The organism is Desnuesiella massiliensis (assembly GCF_001403615.1).
GTDB classification, from domain to species: Bacteria; Bacillota; Clostridia; order Clostridiales; family Clostridiaceae; genus Desnuesiella; species Desnuesiella massiliensis.
On the sequence record NZ_LN879454.1, the window covers coordinates 384,801 to 410,544 of the forward strand.

A 25,744-nucleotide genomic window follows, 5' to 3' on the forward strand; every position below is an offset into this window, starting at 1 on the left:
GATAAAGTTGAAGTTAATTCATGAAGAGTATGGATATAATCTAAATAGACTAACTATAAGAGATATAAAAACCTATGATGATAACTCAATGGAAAATCTAAAGAAAATAATAAAAATATTAACTAAAGGTGATAGTTTCTATTTTGAGTTCGTTAGAGAGAATTTCTTTTTGGAAGAAGAAGAACTAGTGAAATATAGAAGGGAAGTACCTCAGTATCTCAAGGAAAATGGACACTATGAAGTAAAATTTGAGCTTGATGAAACCCGATTTCGTAGTATAGGATATCTGCCGATAAATGAAGAAACTTATAATCAGATTATTGTATTATGGAAATATTTTGAGACACTTGTATTTTTCAATCCTAATTCTACATTTAGTTGGCAGGATTTTGATAAAAAATTCAACAGAAAAAAGCCAGAAGTGTCAGCAATAGATTTTGTTAAAAGTAAATATGCTAACTCAGTATTCATAAAAGGACATGATGGAGACAACTTAATATTCATATATGATAATGATTTTGATAAATCATTGATACTAGATGTCATGAGGGGGATAAATAGCTAGATATACTCAAAAAATTTGAAAAGACTTATACAGAATAAACATACAGAAAACACCTATAGTTAACCTCATAAAATAGTGAGTACTGACTACAAATAACTAAAATTATAAAATTTAATGAAAACATAATATAAATTTATGTAATGCTGTGGATTTGCTGATACTAGTAAATCTGCATAATTATAATCTTGTAGTAAGATTAACTGTTAGGTAGAAAAAACAATAGAGTTTAGTTAATTGTAAAAGAAGAGCAACTAGGATGCTTTAATGAGAAGTTGTAAGCTAGTTAGAAAAGCTCTAAATTATAAATGATTAAAACTAACAACAAAAAGTCAACAGGTTGTATTTAAAATCTGTTGACTTTTCACTTAAAAGAAATGAAAGGTTGGAAATAAAGTGAGAAGGCGTCAGCCTAATTTAGAATACTTAGAGTTGTAGCAAAAGTGTAAATAAGCAATTATATAAAATTAATAACTATTTATACCTATATTTTAGAATTTGGAAGACAGCTATCCTCAATAAAAGGAAACGGTAAGGATATCTCCTATAAATACAACGATTCAGGTATAAGAACAGAGAAAACCGTAAATGGAGTAGTAACAAAATACTATCTGCAAGGAGATAAGGTAACACTAGAAGAAAGTGGAACAGATAAGATATACTATACCTATGATAGTACAGGACACCTAGTAAGCATGAACCTAAATGGGACAGAATATTTCTATTTAAGAAATGCTCAAGGAGATATCATAGGGTTAATAGATAGAGATGGAATTAGGGTAGTAAGTTATGCTTATGATAGTTGGGGCAAACCAATTGTAACTGATGCGGAGAAAAATGATGCTAATGATACAATTAAAGATGGTATAACTGGTTCCCTTGCTAATACTGTAGGAGTGAAGAACCCTTATCGTTATCGTGGTTACCGTTATGATGCTGAGACAAGTTTATACTATCTACAAAGTAGGTATTATAATCCGGAGTGGGGAAGGTTTTTGAATGCGGATGGAATTTTTGGAAAAACAGGAGATTTATTAGGACATAACCTGTTTGCATATTGTGAAAATAATGCTATAAATGCATCTGATCCAACAGGATTTATGGTTACATATGCAGATGTGGGTGGGACTTCTTATTTTGTATATATGCCTAGTTCTGATGTAAGTGAACCTGTATCTAAAGCTTCTACTACACATAGAATTTTAGATAGCTTTACAAATGCACTAGGAAGTAATAAAGGGAATGCTTTAGGAGGAATAGGAGATTCAGGTATTGCTCAAGGAATAGATAGAATTGTTTCTAAGATAACCAAACCAATTGATTACCTGTTTTCGAAGCCTAAGATAGCTTATGCGAAGGGTTTTGCAGGAAAAGTGGGTGTTTTAAATTCAATTTCATTTGGATTAAGTGTAAGAGATAATATTTTGCACTATAACGCATGGGATGCTGTAGGTAGGTCTGTAATAGATGGAATTGGTTTTTCTGCAACGATTGGATTTGCTATATGGACAGCTCCTATATGGGCGCCTACAGCAACTGGCTTTATTGTGGGAACAGCAGCTGCTGTAGGGGTAGGATTTCTTGTAAATAAAATAAGTGGATTTGGAAAAGATGCTTTATTCGGAAGTAAAAAATATGACTAAAGTTTTTGTGGAGTGCTTAATATATTGTTAGAAGTAAATGATAAAGTGAAGATGGAATGTACATAAAAGACATTGAAAGATGAATTGAAAATATTTATGGGTTAAACTCTAGAAAACCTAGGTTTTTATTTGCTACTATAATAAAAATATTATACCAATGCAAGGAGTATATATATGAAAAATAAGAAAGATTTAATGACTAAACTGTCTATTTTAGGAGGTGCCTTTGGATATTTTTGTTTGGGGAGTTTCCCAATAGGTTTTAGGCTATTGTTTATAATTATAGCATTTTTAGTAGTAATGTTATATACGATACGAAGTATAAAAAATAAAGATAGTAAAAATTCGATAGTGTTAAGTATATTAATCTTATTTACATTTATTATACTTTTTGTAGATGAGATAATTATATATGAATACCCTCAATTTTTAGGATATCGAAGGTATATTATGTTATTAGGAAGTATTATAGTTATAATTATGATTGTATCAAGCGCTATTAATTATATTAAGTTAGCAAACAAAGGAGAAGTAATATTCACGAAAGTATTACTAATCTTAATATTAATTGGAGTAGTAATAGTGGTAATATTAGTCTTATTAAAGAAAGTTGGAATAATACCATAACGGCTAAATGCAAGGGAATGAGTATTATCAATGAATAAATAGATACAAAACAAACATGAAGTTCTAGTTATTGAAAGTCGGTCTAGAGTGAGACTATTTTTATGATTATATTAAAAGATATAAATTATGAGTATCTTGATTTGTTAAGAGTATTATTTTAAGTTTAATAATTAGTGTTATTAATGAACTTATATACAAAGGTTATATTTAATAATTAAATCAAATTAATAAAAAGTCAGCGGGTTTTATTAAAATCTGTTGACTTTTTATCTAAAAGAATCGATATCTTGGGAAACAAAGGGAGAAGGCGTCAGCCTAATTCAGAATACTTAGAGTTGAAGCAAAAGTATAAACAATCAACTATGTAAAACTAATAAACTAAAAACATAAAACTGATAACTATCCACTATCAATTATAAATTATTTGTGCTTATACCTGGGAATTCGGGAGACAACTATCTTCAATAAAAGGAAATAATAAGGATATCTCCTATAAATACAACGATTTAGGCATAAGAACAGAGAAAACCGTGAATGGAGTATTAACAAAATACTATCTTCAAGGAGATAAGGTAACACTAGAAGAAAGTGGAATAGATAAGATATACTATACTTATGATTCAACTGGACACCTTACCTCAATGAATCTGAATGGAGCAGAATATTTCTATGTAAGAAATGCTCAAGGGGATATTATAGGGTTAATAGATGGTGATGGAGTTAGGGTAGTAAGTTATGCTTATGATAGTTGGGGGAAGTTAATCAGCATTAAAGACAAAGATGGCAAGAATGTTACAACTGATAAAAACCATGCTGGATATAAGAATCCTTATAGATATAGGGGTTATAGGTATGATAATGAGACTGGGCTATATTATCTACAAAGTAGGTATTATAATCCGGAGTGGGGAAGGTTTATTAATGCGGATATAGTAATGGGTAAAGTAGGCGAATTACTGTCACATAATATGTTTAGCTATTGTGATAATAATCCTATAAATAGAGAAGATCATGATGGACATTTCTGGGGATTCATTGCAACAGCTATTAGCGCAGTTTTTATACCAGTAGAAATAGTTGTGGTAGCAGCAGTTGTAACGGTAGCAACAATTGGTTGGATAGGGTATATGGCTTATGATTGGTATTCTAGAACACATGTACAATATGCTGATAGTTCTGGATTAACAGTATCAAGCAATAGCAATTCGCAGAGTTCAAGTAATAGCTCAAATAATAGTTCAAATTCTAAAACTGGAACAAATACAAAACCAACTGTGAATGTAAATGGAAGAAAAAAATGGAAAAGCAGACCTCTTCCTAAGGGATTTAGTATTGGAAATAAAAAATTACCATCTCGAGATATGGTAAAGAAGCCAGTGATAGATAGTAATGGAAATCAAATTGGAGAAATGCATATAGGGCAACCTGAATATAATTATAATTCTAATGGAACTAAAACCCCTACAGGTAGGGTTTATCCAGAGCATTATCATTTAAATGGAGATTCTATGCATTATTTACCATAAAGGGAGGAAAGTATGAAATTATATATTTATGATTCAGCATATAGACTTGAAGGATATGATGAAGGGGATTTTTGTGATTATTCTGATTATCTACAAAATATAGTAAATATTATAAATTGTTTTATAGATGATAGTGTAATTGTTTTTCCGATTGAGGAACATTTTTTTAATGATGAGGAATATGAAATAAATCGTTCTTTTATAAGGGATAGAATCATATTAACTAATAAGGTGTGGATTTGTAATACTCCCCTCTTTAGTGATGAGTGTCCTAATATTATTTGGTATATAGTAAGAAGCAATGAGGAACTTATAGATGCTTTAAAGATTGAACAGAACTTTAATTGTGCTTTAATTCCTAATAATTGTATCATAGAAGAAGCTACATATATATTAAATAGTAATGAAGATGATGAATTTAACAGTTTGAGTATCAGAGAAAAAAATAAAGGTGATTTTTTACATAAAGTTCTTCCTAAGCTAGAATTTTATTTTAAGAAAAAAATCGAAATTGTACACTTGTTTTAAGCTGTGTAGAGTATTAATGATTAATCAATAGAGATAGATAAAGTGTAGTATATATGGTAACACTGTATTAAAGTTAAGTAAAAACTCCATATAATGGCTACTTAAAGCTTACAACAAAACGTCAACAGGTTATATAGAATTATATGCTCCCCTTATGGTAGACAGTTAAAATAATAAAAACTGTTACCATGAGGAGGAGCATATCAATTAGAATCTGTTGATTTTTCACTTAAAGGAACGAAAGGTTGGTAAAAAAAGTGAGAAGGCGTTAGCCTAATACAGAATAGTTAGAGCTGTAGTGAAAATGTAAATTATTTATATCTATACTTGGGAATTCGGGATACAACTATCTTCAATAAAAGGAAATAATAAGGATATCTCCTATAAATACAACGACTCAGGTATAAGAACAGAGAAAACCGTAGATGGAGTTATAACAAAATACTATCTTCAAGGAGATAAGGTAACACTAGAAGAAAGTGGAACAGATAAGATATACTATACTTATGATTCAACTGGACACCTTACTTCAATGAACCTAAATGGAGCAGAATATTTCTATGTGAGAAATGCTCAAGGGGATATTATAGGGTTAATAGATGGTGATGGAATTAGGGTAGTAAGTTATGCTTATGATAGTTGGGGTAAACCAATTGTAACTGATGCAGAGAAAAATGATGCTAATGATACAATTAAAGATGGTATAACTGGTTCCCTTGCTAATACTGTAGGAGTGAAGAACCCTTATCGTTATCGTGGTTACCGTTATGATGCTGAGACAAGTTTATACTATCTACAAAGTAGGTATTATAGTCCGGAGTAGGGAAGGTTTTTGAATGCAGATGGAATATTAGGCGAACAAGGAAAATTGCTGTCATATAACATGTTTGCTTATTGCTTGAATAATCCAGTAAATATGGCTGACCCGGATGGTAGATTTGCTATTATTGCTGCACTTGTAGCGGCACCATTTATTGTAAAGGCAATTATTGTAGTTGCAACAACATTAACAGCAGTATACGCTTATTATACAGTTGTAAAACCTATTGTTTCTGATATAAGTAATCTAATAGAAAGTTCTGATAGTTCAGCTAATTCTCAACCTAAATCAGAAACCAATACTAAAAAGAAAAAGAAAGTGCCACGTTTCAAACGAAGTGAACCGGGTAGACCACCAGAAGGGGAACACGAATTAACCCCTAGTCGTAATCATAAAACTACTAAATCTGAGCCACCTATAGAGGGGCAACCACCAAGCTCTTCAATTGACAAATTAGGCGATAATGGTGAGTTGATAAGAAGAAGATTTTTTGATGAGTTAGGACGTGCACTAAGAGATGTAGATTTTACAAACCATGGTAATCCAACTCAACATCCAATAGTTCCGCATGTGCACACGTGGGACTGGTTTAAGTAAAAAAGCTTGAGGAGGTATAGTAATGTGCAAAACTTTTGAGGAGCTAGAAGTGTATCTTTTGGGTGGCGGAGAAGTTGAGTTTTATTATAAAGATGAACTATATTCTATAAGTCACAACACTCAAGGCTGGTATTTATCAAAGTACGGAAATCAAGAATATCAAACGTTTAAAGATTGTGAAGACTTGTTGGAAAATGCTGTAATTGAGTCGAGGGAATTAAGTGAAATTTGGGATGAAGTTAGAGTATAATAAATCATTTTAAGTAAAAAGTAACTACAAAAATTAGATGGAAAATAATATTGTGGAAAGAACGGCACAAGTTTTCTGTTTTGTTGAGCAAAGTACCTTTTAGCTATATTGCATAATTAGAATTCTGCAGTAAAAACCAATAGGCAGATGAAAAAGTGTTCTGAAAACTCTGATTGAACATAAAAAATAAGCAAATTTATAAGCTAAACAGGGCTGATTGAAGCTAATAATAAAAAAGTCAACAGTTATATTTAAATCTGTTGACTTTTTATATAAATTCCGTAGGAGTTTGAGTGCTATTTTATAAAGGTGCGAAGGCGTCAGCCTAATTCAGAATACTTAGAGATGAAGCAAAAGTATAAATAATCAACTATGCAAAACTGATAAACTAAAAACATAAAACTAACAGCTGTAGACTATCAATTATCAACTATTTATGCTTATACTTGGGAATTCGGAAGACAGCTAACAGGAATTAATGGAACAGGCAAAGCTATAGCATATAAATATAATGACTCAGGCATAAGAACAGAAAAAAACGTAAATGGAGCAGTAACAAAATACTATCTTCAAGGAGATAAGGTAACACTAGAAGAAAGCGGAACAGATAAGATATACTATACTTATGATTCAACTGGACACCTTACTTCAATGAACCTAAATGGAGCAGAATATTTCTATTTAAGAAATGCTCAAGGAGATATCATAGGGTTAATAGATGGTGATGGAGTTAGGGTAGTAAGTTATGCTTATGATAGTTGGGGCAAGTTAATCAGCATTAAAGACAAAGATAGCAAGGACGTTACAACTGACACAAATCATGTTGGATATAAGAATCCTTATAGATATAGGGGTTATAGGTATGATAATGAGACTAGTTTGTACTATCTACAAAGTAGGTATTATAATCCGGAGTGGGGAAGGTTTTTGAATGCGGATGCATTAGCAGGAACAGTGGGGGATTTGCTAAGCCATAATATATTTGCATATTGTGGAAATAATCCTATAAATATAAAAGATCCTAACGGATATTTTTGGAAAAAAGTAATGGATTTTTTCAATAATATATTTGGTGGAAATAAAAAAGATGATGAAGTGGATGCAATCGCAGGAGCGGCAACAGTTATTTGGGGAAAATTTATAGATTTAGATAAGGGATATGAAGCAAGATTTGACAAACCTCATGTTGCGAATGATCAAGATCATGTTCATATCTATAAAAAGGGGAAAGAGGTAGCTAATCAAAATGATGATGGTACTCCACATCATCCTAAAAAAAATAAGCCTGGAGAACCTCGAAATAGCGTAAAAAAGAAATTAAAGGAAAAGACTGGTTGGGATTGGGATGGAAAAATAAAGCCTGCTAAAGTGCAGTTTGAGGATGTATACAGCCGCCCACTGCCGTTCTTACCTATGCCAGTATTATCACCGGTGTCTGCTCCAGTACCAATGCCAATGCCAATACCTATCTTCCCGTAAATATTATAGAGTTTTATGGAGGTGCACATATAAATGAAATACTTTACCTTAGAATTGCTTGATAAGGCATCTAATATGAGCAATTCTGAATATGAAATATTTGATGAGCTTTGGAAAAAAAATTTAACAGATTATTGGAATCAGTTTAAGAATTACCAAGATAGGTTGCCGTCTAGGTTTATAAAAGAATATTACAAACATGCTTTTCATGATTATAATATTGAATCTATAATGTTTTATAAAGAAGGAAAGAAGAAAAGAAACTGTCTTAGTGTTGAACTAAAGCTTAGCTTAGATGATATTAAATATTTAATAAAGTATACTGGTGTTACAAAATATTCATTAAATGTATCCGTAATAAATGATATACATGATAATACATTTCTTTATAGCGAGATACTTCCAGTAGATAATACAAAAATGTCACATGAAATATTATTTGTCGATAGAAACACAATTTTTATCGAATTTAAGAAACTTATATTTAGAAAAATAATTTTTTAACTTTTCTTGAAAAATATTTTATTATAGAAGGTCGGCGATAATAATCGCCGATTTTTATAATAAATAAATTAAACTAACAAAAAAGTGAGAAGGCGCTAGCCTAATTTTAGAATACTTAAAGTTGTAGCGAAAGTGTGAATAAGCGATAGTAAGAATATCTCCTATAAATACAATGACTCAGGCATAAGAACAGAAAAAAACGTAAATGGAGCAGTAACAAAATACTATCTGCAAGGAGATAAGGTAACACTAGAAGAAAGTGGAACAGATAAGATATACTATACCTATGATAGTACAGGACACCTAGTAAGCATGAACCTAAATGGGACAGAATATTTCTATTTAAGAAATGCTCAAGGGGATATTATAGGATTAATAGATGGTGATGGAGTTAGGGTAATAAGTTATGCTTATGATAGTTGGGGCAAACCAATTGTAACTGATGCAGAGAAAAATGATGTTAATGATACAATTAAAGATGGAGTAACTGGTTCCCTTGCTAATACTGTAGGAGTGAAGAACCCTTATCGTTATCGTGGTTACCGTTATGATGCTGAGACAAGTTTATACTATATACAAAGTAGGTATTATAGCCCGGAGTGGGGAAGGTTTATAAATATGGATTCCCTAGGTGGGAAAATAGGAGTATTATTATCGCATAATGTGTTTGCATATTGTAATAATAATGTCGTGAATATGGTAGATCCTAATGGGAATTGGGCTATAGCAATTAGTTTTGCAGCAGAGGTTATTGGAGGAATATTAACAACAGCTGCTACAATATTATCATCACCAGTGGTTATTGCAGGAGCAGCTATTATGGCAACCGCCTTTTTAGGATATGCAGTATATACATATTACACTTCATCTTCGGGCTCAGCTAGCTATTCAGCAGAAGTTACAGATAGTGGAAGTGTAGAAGAGGCATCTAGCGGAACTGGTGGCGGTGGTGGAGCTTCCAATAATTCTAATAATAATAAGCCTAATGGATTTAATTCTTTCCGTAAATTGAAGAAATATTTAGGTCCAGCAGGGGCTGGTAAGGCATGGCATCATATTGTAGAACAAACACCAGCTAACATTGGAAAATTTACGGCCCCATTAATACATAATATAGCTAATATAATGAAACTTGATCATGGAAAAGGCAGTATACATGCCAAGATTAGCGGATATTATTCATCTATACAACCATTTACAAATGGTCAAACAGTAAGGCAATGGTTAAGCTCTAAAAGTTTTGAAGAGCAATACGAATTTGGAATGAAAATTATTAGATTTTTTCAAGATAAGTAAAGGGAGAAAAATGATGAGTAAAATTGAAAAATTAGTTGAAGAGTATATAAACGCATCAATAAAACATGGTAAATGTACGGAAGATGGAGACTATAAATTAGCCAATAAGCAGTACATAATAATAGAAAAAAGTATAACTGAATTAAAGTTAATGGAGAAGGGAATTGATGAGTTAGAGAACTTATTGGAGCATCAATCAGATTATGTTAAATTATGGAGTGCTAGGTATTTACTTTTAGATAAAGAAGTTAAGGCTAAGCAAACATTACTAAGCCTTACTAAAAAACCTGGTTTTTTGGGTTTTACGGCACAAATAACATTAGATGAGTGGTCTAAAGGTAATATACATTAATTAATAAAAAACATTTAAAAAAGTTAAATATTTATAAGGAAAAGGGCTGTCTCAAGATATATGCATATATTGTGAGAGCCCTGTTTCCATTACTTAATTGATATTATAACTTTACTTACCAAATCATCATGTTAAATTATTATTTTTTATATAATATTGAGGCTATTTCAATACTTCTTGTACATTTTATTTATTTTAAGATAGTCCTTTAAAATTAATTATCTAAGAAATTAAAAATCATATTTCATTAAATACATTATAGTCTATGTAGTTGCAAAAGCTTGGAATATATAATATAAAAGTGAGAAGGCGCCAGCCTAATTCAGAATACTTAGAGCTGAAGCGAAAGCGTAAATAAGCAATTATATAAAATTAATAATTATTCGTGCTTATACTTGGGAATTCGGAAGGCAGCTAGCAGGAATTAATGGAACAGGCAAAGCTATAGCATATAAATATAATGACTCAGGCATAAGAACAGAGAAAACCGTAGATGGAGTAGTAACAAAATACTATCTGCAAGGAGATAAGGTAACACTAGAAGAAAGCGGTAGTGCTAAGATATACTATACTTATGATTCAACTGGACACCTTACTTCAATGAACCTAAATGGAGCAGAATATTTCTATTTAAGAAATGCTCAAGGAGATATTATAGGGTTAATAGATGGTGATGGAGTTAGGGTAGTAAGTTATGCTTATGATAGTTGGGGCAAGTTAATCAGCATTAAAGACAAAGATAGCAAGGACGTTACAACTGACACAAATCATGTTGGATATAAGAATCCTTATAGATATAGGGGTTATAGGTATGATAGTGAGACTGGGCTGTATTATCTAAACTCAAGATATTATAATCCAGAGTGGGGAAGATTTATTAATGCTGATGCTGCTGTAGGCCAAGTTGGAAATTTACTAAGTCATAATATGTTCCAGTATTGTTTCAATAACCCTGTAAATATGGATGATCCAAGTGGATATTGGCCAAAGTTAAGTACAATATTAACAGCTGTGGCAGTTGTGGCAACTGTGGTTGCTGTAGCAGCTGCAGGCGTAGCTATGGCAGCCGGAATTGTAGCAATTGGTGCAGGGGTCGCCGCCACCACGGCCAAAGTTGTCGAAAATGTATCAGATAAATTATCACGACGAGAGCACACTGTTTATAAATTGGTTGACAAAAGTAGTGGGCAGACAAAGTATGTAGGTAGAACAAAAAATCCAGCAGCAAGAAAAAATGCTCATAATGCTGAAGGTAGTAAAACATCAGGACTAGAGTTTACACCAATAGCATCGAATTTGACCTATTTTGAGGCAAGAGGATTGGAGCAGATAGCTATGTTAGAATATAACACTAAGAATTTCTTGAACTCTGTAAATGGTATTAGTCCTAACAATGGTAGAAGAGAAATTTATATGGCGGCAGGAAGACAACTTGCACATTATGTAGGCAACGAAATATCAAATGAAATACTATATTGGACTGGAAAGTAAGGAGGGTGACAAATGGCATCTTGGGGAGCAAAATTGTATCAAGATGATTTAGCAGAAGATGTAAGAGATTATTACAAAGACCAATTGAAACGTGGAAAAACAAATGAGGAAGTAACCAAAGAATTGATAAAGGATAATGAAGATATTATTTCGGATGAGGATGAGGCACCAGTGTTTTGGTTTGCATTAGCGGACACTCAATGGAATTTAGGAAGACTTTTGCCATTTGTAAAAGAAAAAGCTCTTGAATATTTAAAGAGTGGTATAAATTTAACGAGATGGGAAAAAGAAGCTATTAATAAAAGAGAATATAAAGTTAGAGAGAAAGTATTACAAGAATTAGAGCAAAAAATAATGTCACCAATGCCGCCAGAAAAAAAGGTATCTCAACATAAGCTGTATAAATGTGAATGGACTATAGGTGATATTTTTGCATATAAGCTAGAAAGTGATTATGCAAAAGAAAAAGGATTAAGTAATAAATATTTACTTATTAGAAAAGCATATGAGGATGTTTGGTGGCCGGGGCATACAGTACCAATTATATATGTTCAAATAACAAAAGATGAAAAAATACCAACTTCAAAGGATGAGGTTTCAAAATTAGAATATATTCAAACATCTAGATCAGAAGGATTACCAAAATATTTAACTACAATGATATCTACGTCAAAAAGAGTAATTCCAACTAAGAGATTAACATTTATAGGAAATTACGTTGACTTACCTACACCAAGGGATGAATATATTCCAGAAAATAAAATTAGTATACCAGCTTGTCATTGGTCTGCTTTTGAAAAAACATTAATTGATGATTATCTGATGTTTAATAAAAATAAGTAAAATATATTTTCGTAACAGTTAACCTGTGTATTACCGCCTTTGTAAAAAGCAAGGGCGGTTTTAAGCCTTAAGAAAAGATCTAAAAATGATGTGTTATTTGACGATATAGATATTAGTGAGAAGGCGCTAGCCTAATACAGAATACTTAGAGTTGAAGTAAAAGTATAAACAAGCAACTAGCCACTATCAATTATAAAGTATTTGTGCTTATACTTGGGAATTCGGAAGGCAGCTAGCAGGAATTAATGGAACAGGCAAAGCTATAGCATATAAATATAATGACTCAGGCATAAGAACAGAAAAAAACGTAAATGGAGCAGTAACAAAATACTATCTTCAGGGAGATAAGGTAACACTGAAGAAAGCGGAACAGATAAGATATACTATACTTATGATTCAACTGCACGCCTTACTTCAATGAACCTAAATGGAGCAGAATATTTCTGTGTAAGAAATGCTCAAGGGGATATTATAGGGTTAATAGATGGTGATGGAGTTAGGGTAGTAAGTTATGCTTATGATAGTTGGGGTAAGTTAATCAGCATTAAAGACAAAGATGGTAAGGACATTACAACTGATACAAACCATGTTGGATATAAGAATCCTTATAGATATAGGGGTTATAGGTATGATAATGAGACTGGGCTGTATTATCTACAAAGTAGGTATTATAATCCAGAGTGGGGAAGGTTTTTGAATGCAGATGGATTGGTTGGCGTAACTGGTGGATTGTTATCACACAATATGTTTGCATATTGCATGAATAATCCGATAAATATGAGTGATCCAAGTGGAAAATTCCCATGGCTCATTTTAGTTCCAGTAGTAGCGTTTCTTGCTACTTGGGCAACAGCCGTATTATCATCACCTGATTTGCATACTGATATAGCTGCTATTTCAATGGAGATAGAAGAAGGAGATAAAATTGCTTTAGGAATAGACATTGCTAGTGCTGTTATTCCAGCATTACCTGCCGGAGGAGGCAGAATATCAAAGGCAATTAAAAAATCAGGTGTTGTTGATAAAGCAATACAAGCAACAAGTAAGTTGACAAAAAAAGGAATATTGAAAAATGCTCAATTACCAACAGCAGGAAAGATAAGATATGTACCACCTAAGAATTGGACATCTTCACAACCTCTACCTAAACTGAATGGTGGATTTATTGATAAGTTCGGTAATGTTTGGACTAAGGGACCGTCACGTACAGCAGGTCAGGCATTTGAATGGGATGTCCAACTTTCGAAAACTGGTCAAAGTCAGTTAGGTCAGTTTAGCAGAGATGGATCACATCTAAACGTGTCTTTGGACGGAAGAATTACACATAAATAAAGGGGTGAAAGCTTGTTAATAAAAATATTTATTAATGCAGATACTGAGGTTAAGGCTATAAAAGTGTATAATGAATTCATTGAAAAAATAGGAAACTTTATTGAAGAGGAGAAAAATATAAAGATAGAGCCTTATTGGAAATATGATGATATGTATGTTATAGAAACTATTATAATTCTAACTTGTACGCCAAATGACATGCAATTTCAAGAGTTTCTGCATAAAATATCAGATAAGTGGCAGTTTTTTGGCTTACCGATTGATGAAGCTCTAGCATCCATAAATTCTGATGGATGTAGTTATATGATTAATGGTATAAATATGATAAATATATTTTATTAGTTGTATAAATTCTGGATACAAGATATTGGTGAAGTGGACACATTTATCTAATGAAGAGTATTATATGATATAAAAAATAAATTTTTATAATGTACTAAGCTTGATGACTGAATAATCTAAATAATACAGTAAACCAACGATAAAGATACCAAAAAAAGCGACTATGTAACCATAAGCAAGCTTGGGGGCATGAGGAATGTCAAGTAAGTACAGCATAGAAATACAAAAGTTCATAGTAAGGCTAAAAAGGGTTACTCTATAAAGTCAATGGAAATTAAAAACTCCATTGGCTTTCTCTATATAATTAAAGTTATAGTACTACAATAAAAAGTGATAGGGCGTCAGCCCAATGCATAATACTTAGAGCCGAAGCAAAAGTATAAAAAAGCAACAAAGAAAAACTAACAAACTAAAAACATAAAACTGGCAACTATCCACTATCAATTATAAATTATTTATGCTTATATCTGGGAATTTGGAAGACAACTAGCCACAATAAAAGGGAATAATAAGGATATATCCTATAAATATAATGATTCAGGCATAAGAACAGAGAAAACTGTAGATGGCGCAGTAACAAAATACTATCTGCAAGGAGATAAGGTAACACTAGAAGAAAGTGGAACAGATAAGATATACTATACTTATGATTCCACTGGACACCTTACTTCAATGAATCTAAATGGTGCTGAATACTTCTATGTGAGGAATGCTCAAGGGGATATCATAGGGTTAATAGATAGTGATGGAGTTAGGGTAGTAAGTTATGCTTATGATAGTTGGGGTACGTTAATCAGCATTAAAGACAAAGATGGTAAGGACGTTACAACTGATAAAACCCATGTTGGATATAAGAATCCTTATAGATATAGGGGTTATAGGTATGATAGTGAGACTAGTTTGTACTATCTACAAAGTAGGTATTATAATCCGGAGTGGGGAAGATTTATTAATGCTGATAATTTAGGTGGAAGAATAGGTGAGTTATTATCACACAATGCTTTTGCATATTGCGGAAATAATCCAGTAAATCGAGAAGACCCAAGCGGTCAACTATGGCAGATAGTTGGAGCAGTTATTGGAGCAGTTGCGGGTGCAGTAATTGCAGGAGCATATACAGATTGGGATTGGAAGTATATGTTGGCTGGTGCAGCAGCAGGAGCTTTAGTTGGTGCAGGAGTAGGCTATCTTGCAGAGGTTGCATATACTGCTGTTGCAGCTGGTAGTGTAGCAGCTGCCAGTGCAACAGGCGCGTATAACCCGGGCTATTCAAGTTCAGTTGGTAATGGGTTAGGTAAACTTGCAGGTAAAGCTATAAATGTATCTGAAAAAGGACTCAATATTGTGAAAAATCATATTTCACGATTTGGAAATGTTCCGGAAAATAATTCTATGATAAATAGACTTGAAACTGCAATGGCGAAAGGAAATAAGATTACCGGAGCAGATGCTAGTTTTTATATGCATGAATTAGCAGAATCTACATTAATGAAAAACGGCATGCAATATGATGTGGCTCATGCTGCTTCATTACAAAAATATGGTGTTTCTCCATTTAGCGTATATCATCCAGATGTTATAAGGCTAATGCCAGAAGTATTTAATTCAGCATGGAGAAACTTTTGGGGGATAAAATAATGATAATACTTGATAATTTAGGTGAGTTTAGAAAAGGAAGGTTATGGATAAATACGTTTCCTAACTTTCAATGTACAACTATTAAAACTATTAAAACTATTGTTGAATCAAATAATTGCAATAAAATTAATATTTATAATATTACACTTGAGCTATTGCTTATGCCAAGACATACAAGTAACTATGGCCTTTTAGGAGCAAAATTTACTCCAACTAATAAAGGATTATTGGAAATTCAAGTAGATGTCAGTCAATATAATGGAGATATAACAAAAGATTCAATAGCTATGCCAGAAGATGAAGTTCATGTAGGCATACCAGAAGAATATGCACATTCGATAATGCAAACATCTATAAGTGTTATCAAAGAAATTGGAGGCTTGCCTTCAGGAATTTTGCAATTCAATTTGGGTGCACATGGATATGTAGGTTCTAGTATTCTAATTTTTTCAAAGATAACTTCTGCTATCTTAAAGTTAATGACTAAAAAAGTTGATGTTGATTTAATTAGGGAAATAAAGGAACAGGCGGCTATAGAAATAAATCTTATATAACCAGTAGAATAATAGCAATTAAACATACTTTAAAACATTGATAATATATTAAAGCTAAAAAAAGTCAACAGGTTATATTTAAAATCTGTTGACTTTTCGCTTAAAAGAAACGAAAGTTTGGGAGAAAAAGTGAGAAGGCGTCAGCCTAATTCAGAATACTTAGAGATGAAGCGAAAGTATAAACAGGCAATTATCCATTATCAATTATAAATTATTTGTGCCTACACTTGGGAATTTGGAAGACAAATATTCTTAATAAAAGGAAATAACAAGGATATCTCCTATAAATATAATGATTCAGGCATAAGAACAGATAAAACCTTAGATGGAGTAGTAACAAAATACTATCTTCAAGGAGATAAGGTAACACTAGAAGAAAGCGGAACAGATAAGATATACTATACTTATGATTCCACTGGACACCTTACTTCAATGAATCTAAATGGAGCAGAATATTTCTATGTGAGAAATGCACAAGGAGATATTATAGGGTTAATAGATAGTGATGGAGTTAGGGTAGTAAGTTATGCTTATGATAGTTGGGGTAAGTTAATCAGCATTAAAGACAAAGATGGTAAGGACGTTATAACTGATAAAACCCATGTTGGATATAAGAATCCTTATAGATATAGGGGTTATAGGTATGATAATGAGACTGGGCTATACTATCTACAAAGTAGGTATTATAATCCGGAGTGGGGAAGGTTTTTGAACGCTGATTCAGTAGGTGGAAAGGTAGGAGAACTTCTGTCACATAATGTATTTGCCTATTGTTTCAACAATCCAATAAATTTAGAAGACCCTAGTGGATATTGGCCAAAGTGGGCTACTATGGCAATTGTGGCAGTTGCAGTAGTAGCAGTGGTTACTGTTGCAGTAGTTGCACCAGGAGTAATACCTGCAATTGCCACTGCGGTTAGTAATGCGTATTATGCTGCTGGAGCTGCAGTAACGGTTGCTGGTTGGAGGGCTATGAATGCAGTAACCAATATTGTTCGAGGGACACCAGCATCAGCTGCAACTGTTGGTAAGGTTGGAGAAGGTGCCATTAAAGTTACTGAAGAAGTTGCTAAGAAAGCAATTAAAGATGCTCCATTAAAAACGCAACAAAAAGCTGTGAGTTTACCAGCGATACAAAGATATGTAGATAGGCTTTTAAAAGGAGAGCAACCTCCTGCAATACGGGTTGATAAAGGCATAATTATTGATGGTAATCATCGTTATATTGCAAGCAGAATAGTTGGTGTTGAGATTGAGCAACAAGCTTATTCAGGTGGAAGAGTTAATCAGGCAATAGATTTAATAAAAATATTCCTAGATCCAACGGATTGGGGAAATAGGTGATATAAGGAGGGAATGAAATGATAAGAATTGAGAGTCATATTGAACCGACTATTCTTGATATTTCATCTTTGGTCGGTGCAAAATTAGATAATCTATATTTACATAGAGCAATATTAATTGGGCAAAATTTACAAAATGCTAGTCTAATAAAAACTGATTTAAGAGGAGCAGAGTTAGATAGTGCAAATTTAAGCAATACGGATTTGTCAGAGTCAAGCTTAATTGTGGCATTTATAGAAAACGCTAATCTTAGCAATGCAAGGCTTGTTAATGCGAGATTAATCGGAGCATGCTTAAATAATGCTAATTTGGAATATGCAGATCTGACTGGAGCTGATATAGGAGGTACAAATTTTAAAGGTGCAAAACTATTTGGTGCAAAATTATTATGCCATAGAATTAACGAAGCAATTTTTGAAGGTACTTATTTTGATGAATATACTAAATGGCCTCAGGAATTTGATCCTATAAGTAAAGGAGCAATATTAGTAGACAAAAAACAGATTAATAAGTAATAGGCTATAAATTTAATCAGCATTAATATACAGTTAAGTTTGATGAGCTAGGAAGACCAAGTCAAAGATTGATTGGGAAATTTGCAGAAGTTGTACTAAATCCAGACAGCGGAAATATAATTTCTGTAAATCCTACTTCTTCAAGCAAAGTCGCAAAATTACTAAAGTTGTTTCCGGGGGAATAAAAGTGAGAGTAAAATTAAATTGTAGTCAAAAAGAATATTTGTTGAAAAACTTACTAAATGATAGTGAGTTATTAAGTATAGTTGCAAACATCACTCAAAAAAATAATTTATATTATGTTGATGTAGCAGATGATGAAGCCGATAGTATACGGGATCTATGCTGCGATAAACTAGATATTTATGGATTTGATGAAAATTATGAATTAACTTCTGAAGGGGAGATTTTGGAGGAATTAATAAACTTATTTTATGTCGATGAAAATACAAAAAGTTAACAACTAAGACTTACTAAAAAATAATTAATGCTAGTTTCAATAAAGGATTTAAATCGATGCAGAATTATAAAATTATGTATTTTAATGATAGTTTTTACACATGATTTATTGCATAATTAGAGTTCTACAATAAGAATAATAAAGATAATTCCATCACACTTACTGTGGTGGAATTTCTTTATACTTAAAGTGCAAAATTATTATAAATCAACAGCTCTATATCATTTAGAAAATAAAAGGATGCCTAAACTAATAAAAAACTAAGCTTATTGGAATTGTATAGCAAATAAGCTAGTTTTAAGTAATCATCCTAAAAGGTAAGTTCCACATTCATTTAACTTGGGACTAAATTAAGAAAGAGGTTATAAAATGAATCAAATTTCAAAAGTAATTTTAAGGGATAGGATGTATAATCCATCGGAGTTATCAATTAGGATAGAAAGCCTAATTGAAGAAAAAAATCTTAACAATTTAACAGAGTTTATAGCTTGCCATGGTACTAGTAGTATTATGAATGATATTTATGGTGAAAATATTATTGATGAATCTTTAGAAAAATCGCATCTATACAATAGTTATCTTGAAGCATTAAATAGTGGAATTGAAAACAAAAACTTTAAGGTAGCTTATAAGATAAGAGAAGACATGGCCATAAGGATAACTGATCATATTTATGTTTGTCGTATTGCAGATGATGCCATTGTTGATAATAAAAGAATCGTTCCTTGGTATTGTATGGAGTCAGAAATTTATATAGCTGATACATGGTGGGAAGAAGATGATGAAATACTGAACGATTTTACAGCCATATCTTATATAGATTTCATTGTAAAATATAAAATGTATTAATACTTGAACTAGCTACAAAGCTTAAAAAGTACTAGATGAAAAATGTAAATCATATAATGGGTTGAAAGAGATGAATAGCTAGTATATGAGATATAAGCCTTTCATCACTGTATAATCTAAATAGTGCAGCAAGTTAGCGATAAAAGTGCTTAAAAGACCTAAAACATAAAGCCAGTGGAGACTAAAGACTCCATTGGCTTTATCTATATAACTGCAGTGGAAAAGGTAGCACTACAATAAAAGAGTGAGAAGGCGTTATCCTAATACAGAATAGTTAGACATGTAGTGAAAGTGTAAATTATTTATACCTATACTTGGGAATTCGGAAGCCAGCTATCCTCAATAAAAGGAAATAATAAAAATATCTCCTTTAAATACAATGACTCAGGCATAAGAACAGAGAAAACCGTAAATGGAGTAGTAACAAAATACTATCTTCAAGGAGATAAGGTAACACTAGAAGAAAGCGGTAGCGATAAGATATACTATACTTATGATTCCACTGGACACCTTACTTCAATGAACCTAAATGGAGCAGAACATTTCTATGTAAGAAATGCACAAGGGGATATTATAGGGTTAATAGGTGGTGATGGAGTTAGGGTAGTAAGTTATGCTTATGATAGTTAGGGTAAGTTAATCAGCATTAAAGACAAAGATGGTAAGGACGTTACAACTGATAAAAACCATGTTGGATATAAGAATCCTTATAGATATAGGGGTTATAGGTATGATAATGAGACTGGATTATACTACTTGCAATCAAGGTATTATAATCCGGAGTGGGGAAGGTTTTTGAATGCGGATGGACTTATTGGAAAAACAGGAGATTTATTAGGACATAACCTGTTTGCATATTGTGAAAATAATGCTATAAATGCATCTGATCCAACAGGATTTATGGTTACATATGCAGATGTAGGTGGGACTTCTTATTTTGTATATATGCCTAGTTCTGATGTAAGTGAAACTGTATCTGAAGTTTCTAATAGTAGTGGAAGTGAAGGGTTTAATTATAAGGAAAGTGCAATAAAGGGGACAAAATCAGGAGTAATAGATAGTATAAGTGGCGTAATTACTGGAAAATTAATGAAAGAGCGCAAGGTGTGGAAACCTTTGGGTACTTGGACATTAGGCAGCTATGTGAGTAATTTAGGTAAGGGAGCTAAACTCAGCAAAAAAGCTTTAGGAATAGCAGGTACTATTGGATTCACAGCTTGGGATGTAGGAAACAGTATTATTAAAGGCGAGTATGTAGGTGCAGGTATTGATATTCTATCTGCTGGTGCAGGAGTCGGAATAGGATTTATAATAGGGGTTGGTACAGCGACATTAGTAACAGCAAGTACTCCGATTTTATTGGCTGGATTTATAGGAACATTAGGATTTGGAGTAGCAGTTGCAAGTAGCGTAGGTATAGATTATGTTGCAAGTGGAATAAAAGATAAATATTATAGTAGGAGGTAAAGGTTCATGAAAAAAAGGAGTATGTTTATATCTATATCTATATCTATATTTGGAACGCTTCTAGGTATATGGCTCAGTAAGCTTTTTACAGCTAGATATGGAATTAATGGTAGAATTATAATTGTGGCCATAGCAGCTTTAATTTCTATATTTGCAGTTTTGGGTATGGTTTTTATGAAGAAATATTTTGAAGCACTAGTAGGATTAGCCATGGCTTCACCAGGAATAGTGATATTTGTTGGTATATATTTAGATAACATATATTTAGCTGGACTTGGGATATTATTGATAATCATTATATTTCCTATAATGATTAAACTTATACCTAAATATAGAAACAATAAAAAACAATAGTTGATTACTAAAAAATGGTAAACTTCACTCTTTATCAAATGCGTAATAAAATAAAAGGTCCATCTAGAATTTAACTTTTAGATGGACTTTTTGATAAGGAATAATACATGTAATAGATACTTAATCCTCATCAGAAATGCTTTTATGGCGTTGATAAAGATATTGATAAAAAATGCAAAATGATCACTTGTATTCATGGTTCTGGTAAAGCTTGTATGCATATATATGGTCTGAAAGGCTGTTATAATAATAATTTTTGATAATTTCTAAAGGGATAAAAAATTTAAAAGGTTTTGTTTATGGGGGTATAGATATTTTATATATATATCCCTAAATGATATTTTATATATTTTAAAAGTATTTATAAATTAGATTTTATAAAATAAAGGTGAGAAGGCGTCAGCCTAATTTTGAATACTTAGAACTGAAGCGAAAGCGTAAATAAGCAATTATATGAAATTAATAACTACTTATACCTATGCTTGGGAATTCGGAAGACAGCTAGCAGGAATTAATGGAACAGGCAAAGTATAGCATATAAATACAACGATTCAGGTATAAGAACAGAAAAAACCGTAAATGGAGTAGTAACAAAATACTATCTGCAAGGAGATAAGGTAACACTAGAAGAAAGCGGAACGGATAAGATATACTATACTTATGATTCAACTGGACACCTTACTTCAATGAATCTAAACGGAGCAGAATATTTCTATGTAAGAAATGCTCAAGGGGATATTATAGGGTTAATAGATGGTGATGGAGTTAGGGTAGTAAGTTATGCTTATGATAGTTGGGGGAAACCAATTGTAACTGATGCAGAGAAAAATGATACTAATGATACAATTAAAGATGGCGTAACTGGTTCCCTTGCTAATACTGTAGGAGTGAAGAACCCTTATCGTTATCGTGGTTACCGTTATGATGCTGAGACAAGTTTATACTATTTACAAAGTAGGTATTATAGTCCGGAGTGGGGAAGGTTTTTGAATGCGGATGGGCTTATTGGTAAGACAGGAGATTTATTAGGACATAACCTGTTTGCATATTGTGAAAATAATGCTATAAATGCATCTGATCCAACAGGATTTATGGTTACATATGCAGATGTAGGAGGGACTTCTTATTTTGTATATATGCCTAGTTCTGATGTAAGTGAAACTGTATCTGAAGTTTCTAACAGTAGTGGAAGTGAAGGTTTTAATTATAAGGAAAGTGCAATAAAGGGAACAAAATCAGGAGTAATAGATAGTATAAGTGGTGTAATTACTGGAAAATTAATGAAAGAGCGCAAGGTGTGGAAACCTTTGGGTACTTGGACATTAGGCAGCTATGTGAGTAATTTAGGTAAGGGAGCTAAACTCAGCAAAAAAGCTTTAGGAATAGCAGGTACTATTGGATTCACAGCTTGGGATGCAGGAAATAGTATTATTAAAGGCGAGTATGTAGGTGCAGGTATTGATATTCTATCTGTTGGTACAGGAGTCGGAGCTGGAATAGGATTGGGGATCATTGGTGGATTTGCTATTGCTATAGGAACTCCAGTACTATTAGTTAGTGGGGTTAGTTTTGTGGCATCTATCGGTATTGGTGTATTAATAGATTATGTTGCAAGTAATATAAAAAATAAATATTATAGGAGGTGATGAATTTGAAAGATAAGTTGAATTTGATATGTATATTGGGAACTTTTATAGGTATAGTATTAAGCAGAATAATAGATAAACACTATGGAGACAATGGTAAAATTACTATTGTTGGAAGCATTATTGTTATTATTGCGCTTTCCATATTGTACTTAATAATTAAGAAAAATTATTTATCAGCTATAGTAATTTTTGCAATATTATTACCGTTAATTATTGGATTTATAGGGATGTACCTAAATTCATTATATTTAGTGATAGGAAGTATAGCCTCTATATTTATTATAGCTCCTATAATGATTAAACTTATACCTAAATATATGAACAATAAAAAACAATAGTTTGTTACTAATAAATAGGAAAATCTAATCTTTATTAAGTGCGTAATAAAATAAAAGGTCCACCTAGAATTTACTTTTTAGGTGGATTTTTAGTAAGAGGTAATAACACATGTAATTTTAGATACTTATAATCCTCATTAGAAATGTTTTTATGGTATTGATAAAGACTAATAATAAAATTTTAATAATTTCTAAAGGGATAAAAATTTAAAAGTTTTTGTTTACATGGATATAGATATTTTATAGATTTTAAAAAGAAATTTAAAAGTATTTATAAATTAGATTTTATAAAACAAAAGTGAGAAAGCGTCAGCCTAATTCAGAATACTTAGAGCTGAAGCGAAAGCGTAAATAAGCGATTATATAAAAATTAATAACTGGATGCCATCAATTAATAATTATTTATATCTATGCATGGGAATTTGGAAGACAACTAGCAGGAATTAATGGAACAGGCAAAGCTATAACATATAAATATAATGACTCAGGCATAAGAACAGAGAAAACCCTAGATGGAGTAGTAACAAAATACTATCTTCAAGGAGATAAGGTAACATTAGAAGAAAGCGGAACAGATAAGATATACTATACTTATTATTCAACTGGCCACCTTACCTCAATGAACCTAAATGGAGCAGAATATCTCTATGTGAGGAATGCTCAAGGAGATATTATAGAGTTAATAGATAGTGATGGAGTTAGGGTAGTAAGTTATGCTTATGATAGTTTGGTTAAGTTAATCAGCATTAAAGACAAAGATGGTAAGGACGTTACAACTGACACAAATCATGTTGGATATAAGAATCCTTATAGATATAGGGGTTATAGGTTCTGGAAAAGGGGCTCTTTCTGTTATGAAGAACCCCAGATCTGCATTGAACTTTGGTAAAACTGTATTAAATAGTATGAAAAACATTAGACCAACCTTAAAAAATCCGGTAAATTATATGAAAACGTGGGATAATTATTCTACTGCGAGAGGTATTATAGAAGGACTGCATACCTTAAACTTAATTAGCGATAACACTTATAATAAGTTAATACCAATTTTTGACCCTAATTTTTGATAATTTTATTAGGAGGTGTTTTGTATATTACCGCTTGACGATATTGTAATAAATTATATAGGAGTACTGATTTTATTTATAGTGATGTATATCTTGAGTATAAGTGCGATTAGAAAAAATAATGAAGATACTGAGTATACAAAAAATATTAAATTGAGTAGGTATAAGAAGATTTTGTTAGGTTTTTTCTTTTACAAAAGGGAAAAGGTTGAAATTGAGGCTGTAATAAATCAGATAGTAAATTATATTTTAACAGTTATTTTTGCGATTTTAGCGTTGTATGTTGATTTGCAGCCAAAGATAGTGAGTATTTGTTACATTGGAGCCTTTTTTATCGTAATAGGAGTATGTTTAATTTATAGATTCAAAAATAATGATTTCAAGAAAAGCAACGATCATTATAAATAGAAAGGCGGAATAGATATGGGATCATGGGGACCGAAGTTATATCAAGATGATATGGCAGCGGACATAAGAGATTACTATAAAGAGCAATTAAAAATAGGAAAAGCAAATGAGGAAGTAACTAAGGAAATAATAGAGAGTAATGAGGCTATTATTTCAGATGAAGATGAAGCACCAGTATTTTGGTTTGCTCTAGCAGATACTCAATGGAGTTTAGGAAGACTTTTGCCGTTTGTAAAAGATAAAGCTCTCGAATATTTAAAGAATTGTTCAAACTTGAAGAGATGGGAAAATGAAGCTATCAATCAAAGAGAATATAAAGATAGAGAAAAGGTATTACAAGAATTAGAGCAGAAACTAATATCACCAATGCCGCCTGAAAAAAAGATATCTCAACATAAGCTATATAAATGTGAATGGAAAATTGGAGATGTTTTTTCATATAGATTAGAAAGTGATTATGCAAAAGAAAAAGGTTTGTTTGGGAAATACTTATTAATTCGAAAAATAGATGAATGTACATGGTGGCCTGGTCATATAGTACCTATAGTGTATATATCAATTACTAATGATGAAGAATTACCGCGAAACGATGGTGAAATACAGCAGGCACAATATATTCAATCGACTTTTGCACGTGGTAAGACTGAATATAGAATATTGTTGTTGTCGACATCAAAGCGTATAGTTCCAACAAAAAAATTACGATTTATTGGGAATTTTCCAGATTTGATCCCACCCAAAAATGAATATATTATCCATGATAAGGTTAGCACAGCAACTTGTAAATGGTCAAATTTTGAAGAAAGTGTAATTGATAAATATTACCTCTATTAATTTTTGAAAATATAATATTAGCTTACTACTTTTATTGGAAATATATTAGGAATAAATGCTACAATATATTGAGCT

General features: G+C 31.9%; 28 protein-coding genes. All 28 read left to right on the forward strand.

The genetic code is table 11. The annotated features are described in order from the left end of the window. Positions 1–7: 7 nt before the first annotated feature. The gene (locus BN2665_RS05510) at positions 8–565 is read left to right on the forward strand and encodes a hypothetical protein (RefSeq protein ID WP_055666114.1); all 558 of its coding nucleotides are present in this window, start codon (positions 8–10) and stop codon (positions 563–565) included. Positions 566–1,257: 692 nt separating this feature from the next. Further along, the gene (locus BN2665_RS05515) at positions 1,258–2,205 is read left to right on the forward strand and encodes an RHS repeat-associated core domain-containing protein (protein WP_055666115.1); all 948 of its coding nucleotides are present in this window, start codon (positions 1,258–1,260) and stop codon (positions 2,203–2,205) included. Positions 2,206–2,379: 174 nt separating this feature from the next. Then, on the forward strand, positions 2,380–2,832 hold the full coding sequence (locus BN2665_RS05520; protein ID WP_055666116.1) for a hypothetical protein: 453 nt from the start codon (positions 2,380–2,382) through the stop codon (positions 2,830–2,832). A gap of 530 nt (positions 2,833–3,362) precedes the next feature. Further along, positions 3,363–4,358, forward strand: coding sequence for an RHS repeat-associated core domain-containing protein (locus tag BN2665_RS05525; RefSeq protein ID WP_055666117.1), 996 nt, complete (start codon positions 3,363–3,365; stop codon positions 4,356–4,358). A gap of 12 nt (positions 4,359–4,370) precedes the next feature. Further along, entirely contained in the window at positions 4,371–4,886 is a 516-nt protein-coding gene (locus BN2665_RS05530) for a hypothetical protein (RefSeq protein WP_055666118.1), read from the forward strand. Between the two features lie 532 nt (positions 4,887–5,418). Beyond that, positions 5,419–5,709: an RHS repeat-associated core domain-containing protein gene (locus BN2665_RS27290; protein WP_055666119.1), complete on the forward strand. Its 291-nt coding sequence runs from the start codon at positions 5,419–5,421 to the stop codon at positions 5,707–5,709. 9 nt (positions 5,710–5,718) lie between these two features. Beyond that, positions 5,719–6,303, forward strand: coding sequence for an RHS repeat-associated core domain-containing protein (locus BN2665_RS27295; RefSeq protein WP_055666120.1), 585 nt, complete (start codon positions 5,719–5,721; stop codon positions 6,301–6,303). A 22-nt stretch (positions 6,304–6,325) separates the two neighbouring features. Beyond that, complete coding sequence (locus tag BN2665_RS05545; protein WP_055666121.1) at positions 6,326–6,553, forward strand: hypothetical protein; 228 nt, start codon at positions 6,326–6,328, stop codon at positions 6,551–6,553. Positions 6,554–7,165: 612 nt separating this feature from the next. Beyond that, positions 7,166–8,032: an RHS repeat domain-containing protein gene (locus BN2665_RS05550; protein WP_479723325.1), complete on the forward strand. Its 867-nt coding sequence runs from the start codon at positions 7,166–7,168 to the stop codon at positions 8,030–8,032. 33 nt (positions 8,033–8,065) lie between these two features. Further along, complete coding sequence (locus BN2665_RS05555) at positions 8,066–8,536, forward strand: hypothetical protein (RefSeq protein ID WP_055666123.1); 471 nt, start codon at positions 8,066–8,068, stop codon at positions 8,534–8,536. A gap of 312 nt (positions 8,537–8,848) precedes the next feature. Next, on the forward strand, positions 8,849–9,832 hold the full coding sequence (locus BN2665_RS05560) for an RHS repeat-associated core domain-containing protein (protein WP_055666124.1): 984 nt from the start codon (positions 8,849–8,851) through the stop codon (positions 9,830–9,832). Positions 9,833–9,845: 13 nt separating this feature from the next. After that, complete coding sequence (locus BN2665_RS05565) at positions 9,846–10,184, forward strand: hypothetical protein (RefSeq protein WP_055666125.1); 339 nt, start codon at positions 9,846–9,848, stop codon at positions 10,182–10,184. Between the two features lie 561 nt (positions 10,185–10,745). Then, positions 10,746–11,675: an RHS repeat-associated core domain-containing protein gene (locus BN2665_RS05570; protein WP_479723326.1), complete on the forward strand. Its 930-nt coding sequence runs from the start codon at positions 10,746–10,748 to the stop codon at positions 11,673–11,675. Between the two features lie 12 nt (positions 11,676–11,687). Beyond that, positions 11,688–12,518: a hypothetical protein gene (locus tag BN2665_RS05575; protein WP_055666127.1), complete on the forward strand. Its 831-nt coding sequence runs from the start codon at positions 11,688–11,690 to the stop codon at positions 12,516–12,518. Between the two features lie 417 nt (positions 12,519–12,935). Then, positions 12,936–13,850 (forward strand): polymorphic toxin type 17 domain-containing protein, encoded by a 915-nt coding sequence (locus BN2665_RS27440; RefSeq protein WP_055666128.1) that lies wholly within the window; start codon positions 12,936–12,938, stop codon positions 13,848–13,850. Positions 13,851–13,862: 12 nt separating this feature from the next. Beyond that, positions 13,863–14,192, forward strand: coding sequence for a hypothetical protein (locus BN2665_RS05585; RefSeq protein ID WP_055666129.1), 330 nt, complete (start codon positions 13,863–13,865; stop codon positions 14,190–14,192). A gap of 495 nt (positions 14,193–14,687) precedes the next feature. After that, positions 14,688–15,830: an RHS repeat-associated core domain-containing protein gene (locus tag BN2665_RS26660; protein WP_479723327.1), complete on the forward strand. Its 1,143-nt coding sequence runs from the start codon at positions 14,688–14,690 to the stop codon at positions 15,828–15,830. Beyond that, complete coding sequence (locus BN2665_RS05595) at positions 15,830–16,384, forward strand: hypothetical protein (RefSeq protein ID WP_055666130.1); 555 nt, start codon at positions 15,830–15,832, stop codon at positions 16,382–16,384. Before BN2665_RS26660 ends, BN2665_RS05595 begins: the two co-directional genes overlap by 1 nt. Before the next feature lie 303 nt (positions 16,385–16,687). Further along, positions 16,688–17,728 carry an RHS repeat domain-containing protein gene (locus tag BN2665_RS05600; protein WP_479723328.1) on the forward strand — a complete coding sequence of 347 codons (1,041 nt, stop codon included), beginning with the start codon at positions 16,688–16,690 and terminating at the stop codon, positions 17,726–17,728. 17 nt (positions 17,729–17,745) lie between these two features. Beyond that, on the forward strand, positions 17,746–18,243 hold the full coding sequence (locus BN2665_RS05605; RefSeq protein WP_055666132.1) for a pentapeptide repeat-containing protein: 498 nt from the start codon (positions 17,746–17,748) through the stop codon (positions 18,241–18,243). A gap of 187 nt (positions 18,244–18,430) precedes the next feature. After that, the gene (locus tag BN2665_RS05610) at positions 18,431–18,703 is read left to right on the forward strand and encodes a hypothetical protein (protein WP_055666133.1); all 273 of its coding nucleotides are present in this window, start codon (positions 18,431–18,433) and stop codon (positions 18,701–18,703) included. 369 nt (positions 18,704–19,072) lie between these two features. Continuing rightward, positions 19,073–19,552: a hypothetical protein gene (locus tag BN2665_RS05615; protein ID WP_055666134.1), complete on the forward strand. Its 480-nt coding sequence runs from the start codon at positions 19,073–19,075 to the stop codon at positions 19,550–19,552. A gap of 645 nt (positions 19,553–20,197) precedes the next feature. Next, a complete protein-coding gene (locus tag BN2665_RS26175) occupies positions 20,198–21,019 on the forward strand; it encodes an RHS repeat-associated core domain-containing protein (RefSeq protein ID WP_242865912.1) in 822 nt (273 codons plus the stop codon). Positions 21,020–21,025: 6 nt separating this feature from the next. Further along, positions 21,026–21,373, forward strand: coding sequence for a hypothetical protein (locus tag BN2665_RS05625; protein ID WP_055666135.1), 348 nt, complete (start codon positions 21,026–21,028; stop codon positions 21,371–21,373). Between the two features lie 686 nt (positions 21,374–22,059). Further along, positions 22,060–23,019, forward strand: a complete 960-nt coding sequence (locus BN2665_RS05630; RefSeq protein WP_055666136.1) for an RHS repeat-associated core domain-containing protein — start codon at positions 22,060–22,062, stop codon at positions 23,017–23,019. A 5-nt stretch (positions 23,020–23,024) separates the two neighbouring features. Further along, positions 23,025–23,360, forward strand: coding sequence for a hypothetical protein (locus tag BN2665_RS05635; RefSeq protein WP_055666137.1), 336 nt, complete (start codon positions 23,025–23,027; stop codon positions 23,358–23,360). Between the two features lie 649 nt (positions 23,361–24,009). Further along, positions 24,010–24,249: a hypothetical protein gene (locus BN2665_RS26910; RefSeq protein ID WP_195892662.1), complete on the forward strand. Its 240-nt coding sequence runs from the start codon at positions 24,010–24,012 to the stop codon at positions 24,247–24,249. A 601-nt stretch (positions 24,250–24,850) separates the two neighbouring features. Continuing rightward, positions 24,851–25,669 (forward strand): hypothetical protein, encoded by an 819-nt coding sequence (locus BN2665_RS05650; protein ID WP_055666140.1) that lies wholly within the window; start codon positions 24,851–24,853, stop codon positions 25,667–25,669. Positions 25,670–25,744: the final 75 nt, after the last annotated feature.

What these genes read in the sequence shown, in the direction of transcription:
- BN2665_RS05515 (WP_055666115.1), top strand. Translation starts at nt 1,258, where the DNA reads ATGAACCTAAATGGGACAGAATATTTCTATTTAAGAAATGCTCAAGGA.
- BN2665_RS05520 (WP_055666116.1), top strand. Translation starts at nt 2,380, where the DNA reads ATGAAAAATAAGAAAGATTTAATGACTAAACTGTCTATTTTAGGAGGT.
- BN2665_RS05530 (WP_055666118.1), top strand. Translation starts at nt 4,371, where the DNA reads ATGAAATTATATATTTATGATTCAGCATATAGACTTGAAGGATATGAT.
- BN2665_RS27290 (WP_055666119.1), top strand. Translation starts at nt 5,419, where the DNA reads ATGAACCTAAATGGAGCAGAATATTTCTATGTGAGAAATGCTCAAGGG.
- BN2665_RS05545 (WP_055666121.1), top strand. Translation starts at nt 6,326, where the DNA reads ATGTGCAAAACTTTTGAGGAGCTAGAAGTGTATCTTTTGGGTGGCGGA.
- BN2665_RS05555 (WP_055666123.1), top strand. Translation starts at nt 8,066, where the DNA reads ATGAAATACTTTACCTTAGAATTGCTTGATAAGGCATCTAATATGAGC.
- BN2665_RS05560 (WP_055666124.1), top strand. Translation starts at nt 8,849, where the DNA reads ATGAACCTAAATGGGACAGAATATTTCTATTTAAGAAATGCTCAAGGG.
- BN2665_RS05565 (WP_055666125.1), top strand. Translation starts at nt 9,846, where the DNA reads ATGAGTAAAATTGAAAAATTAGTTGAAGAGTATATAAACGCATCAATA.
- BN2665_RS05575 (WP_055666127.1), top strand. Translation starts at nt 11,688, where the DNA reads ATGGCATCTTGGGGAGCAAAATTGTATCAAGATGATTTAGCAGAAGAT.
- BN2665_RS27440 (WP_055666128.1), top strand. Translation starts at nt 12,936, where the DNA reads ATGAACCTAAATGGAGCAGAATATTTCTGTGTAAGAAATGCTCAAGGG.
- BN2665_RS05595 (WP_055666130.1), top strand. Translation starts at nt 15,830, where the DNA reads ATGATAATACTTGATAATTTAGGTGAGTTTAGAAAAGGAAGGTTATGG.
- BN2665_RS05605 (WP_055666132.1), top strand. Translation starts at nt 17,746, where the DNA reads ATGATAAGAATTGAGAGTCATATTGAACCGACTATTCTTGATATTTCA.
- BN2665_RS05615 (WP_055666134.1), top strand. Translation starts at nt 19,073, where the DNA reads ATGAATCAAATTTCAAAAGTAATTTTAAGGGATAGGATGTATAATCCA.
- BN2665_RS05625 (WP_055666135.1), top strand. Translation starts at nt 21,026, where the DNA reads ATGAAAAAAAGGAGTATGTTTATATCTATATCTATATCTATATTTGGA.
- BN2665_RS05630 (WP_055666136.1), top strand. Translation starts at nt 22,060, where the DNA reads ATGAATCTAAACGGAGCAGAATATTTCTATGTAAGAAATGCTCAAGGG.
- BN2665_RS05650 (WP_055666140.1), top strand. Translation starts at nt 24,851, where the DNA reads ATGGGATCATGGGGACCGAAGTTATATCAAGATGATATGGCAGCGGAC.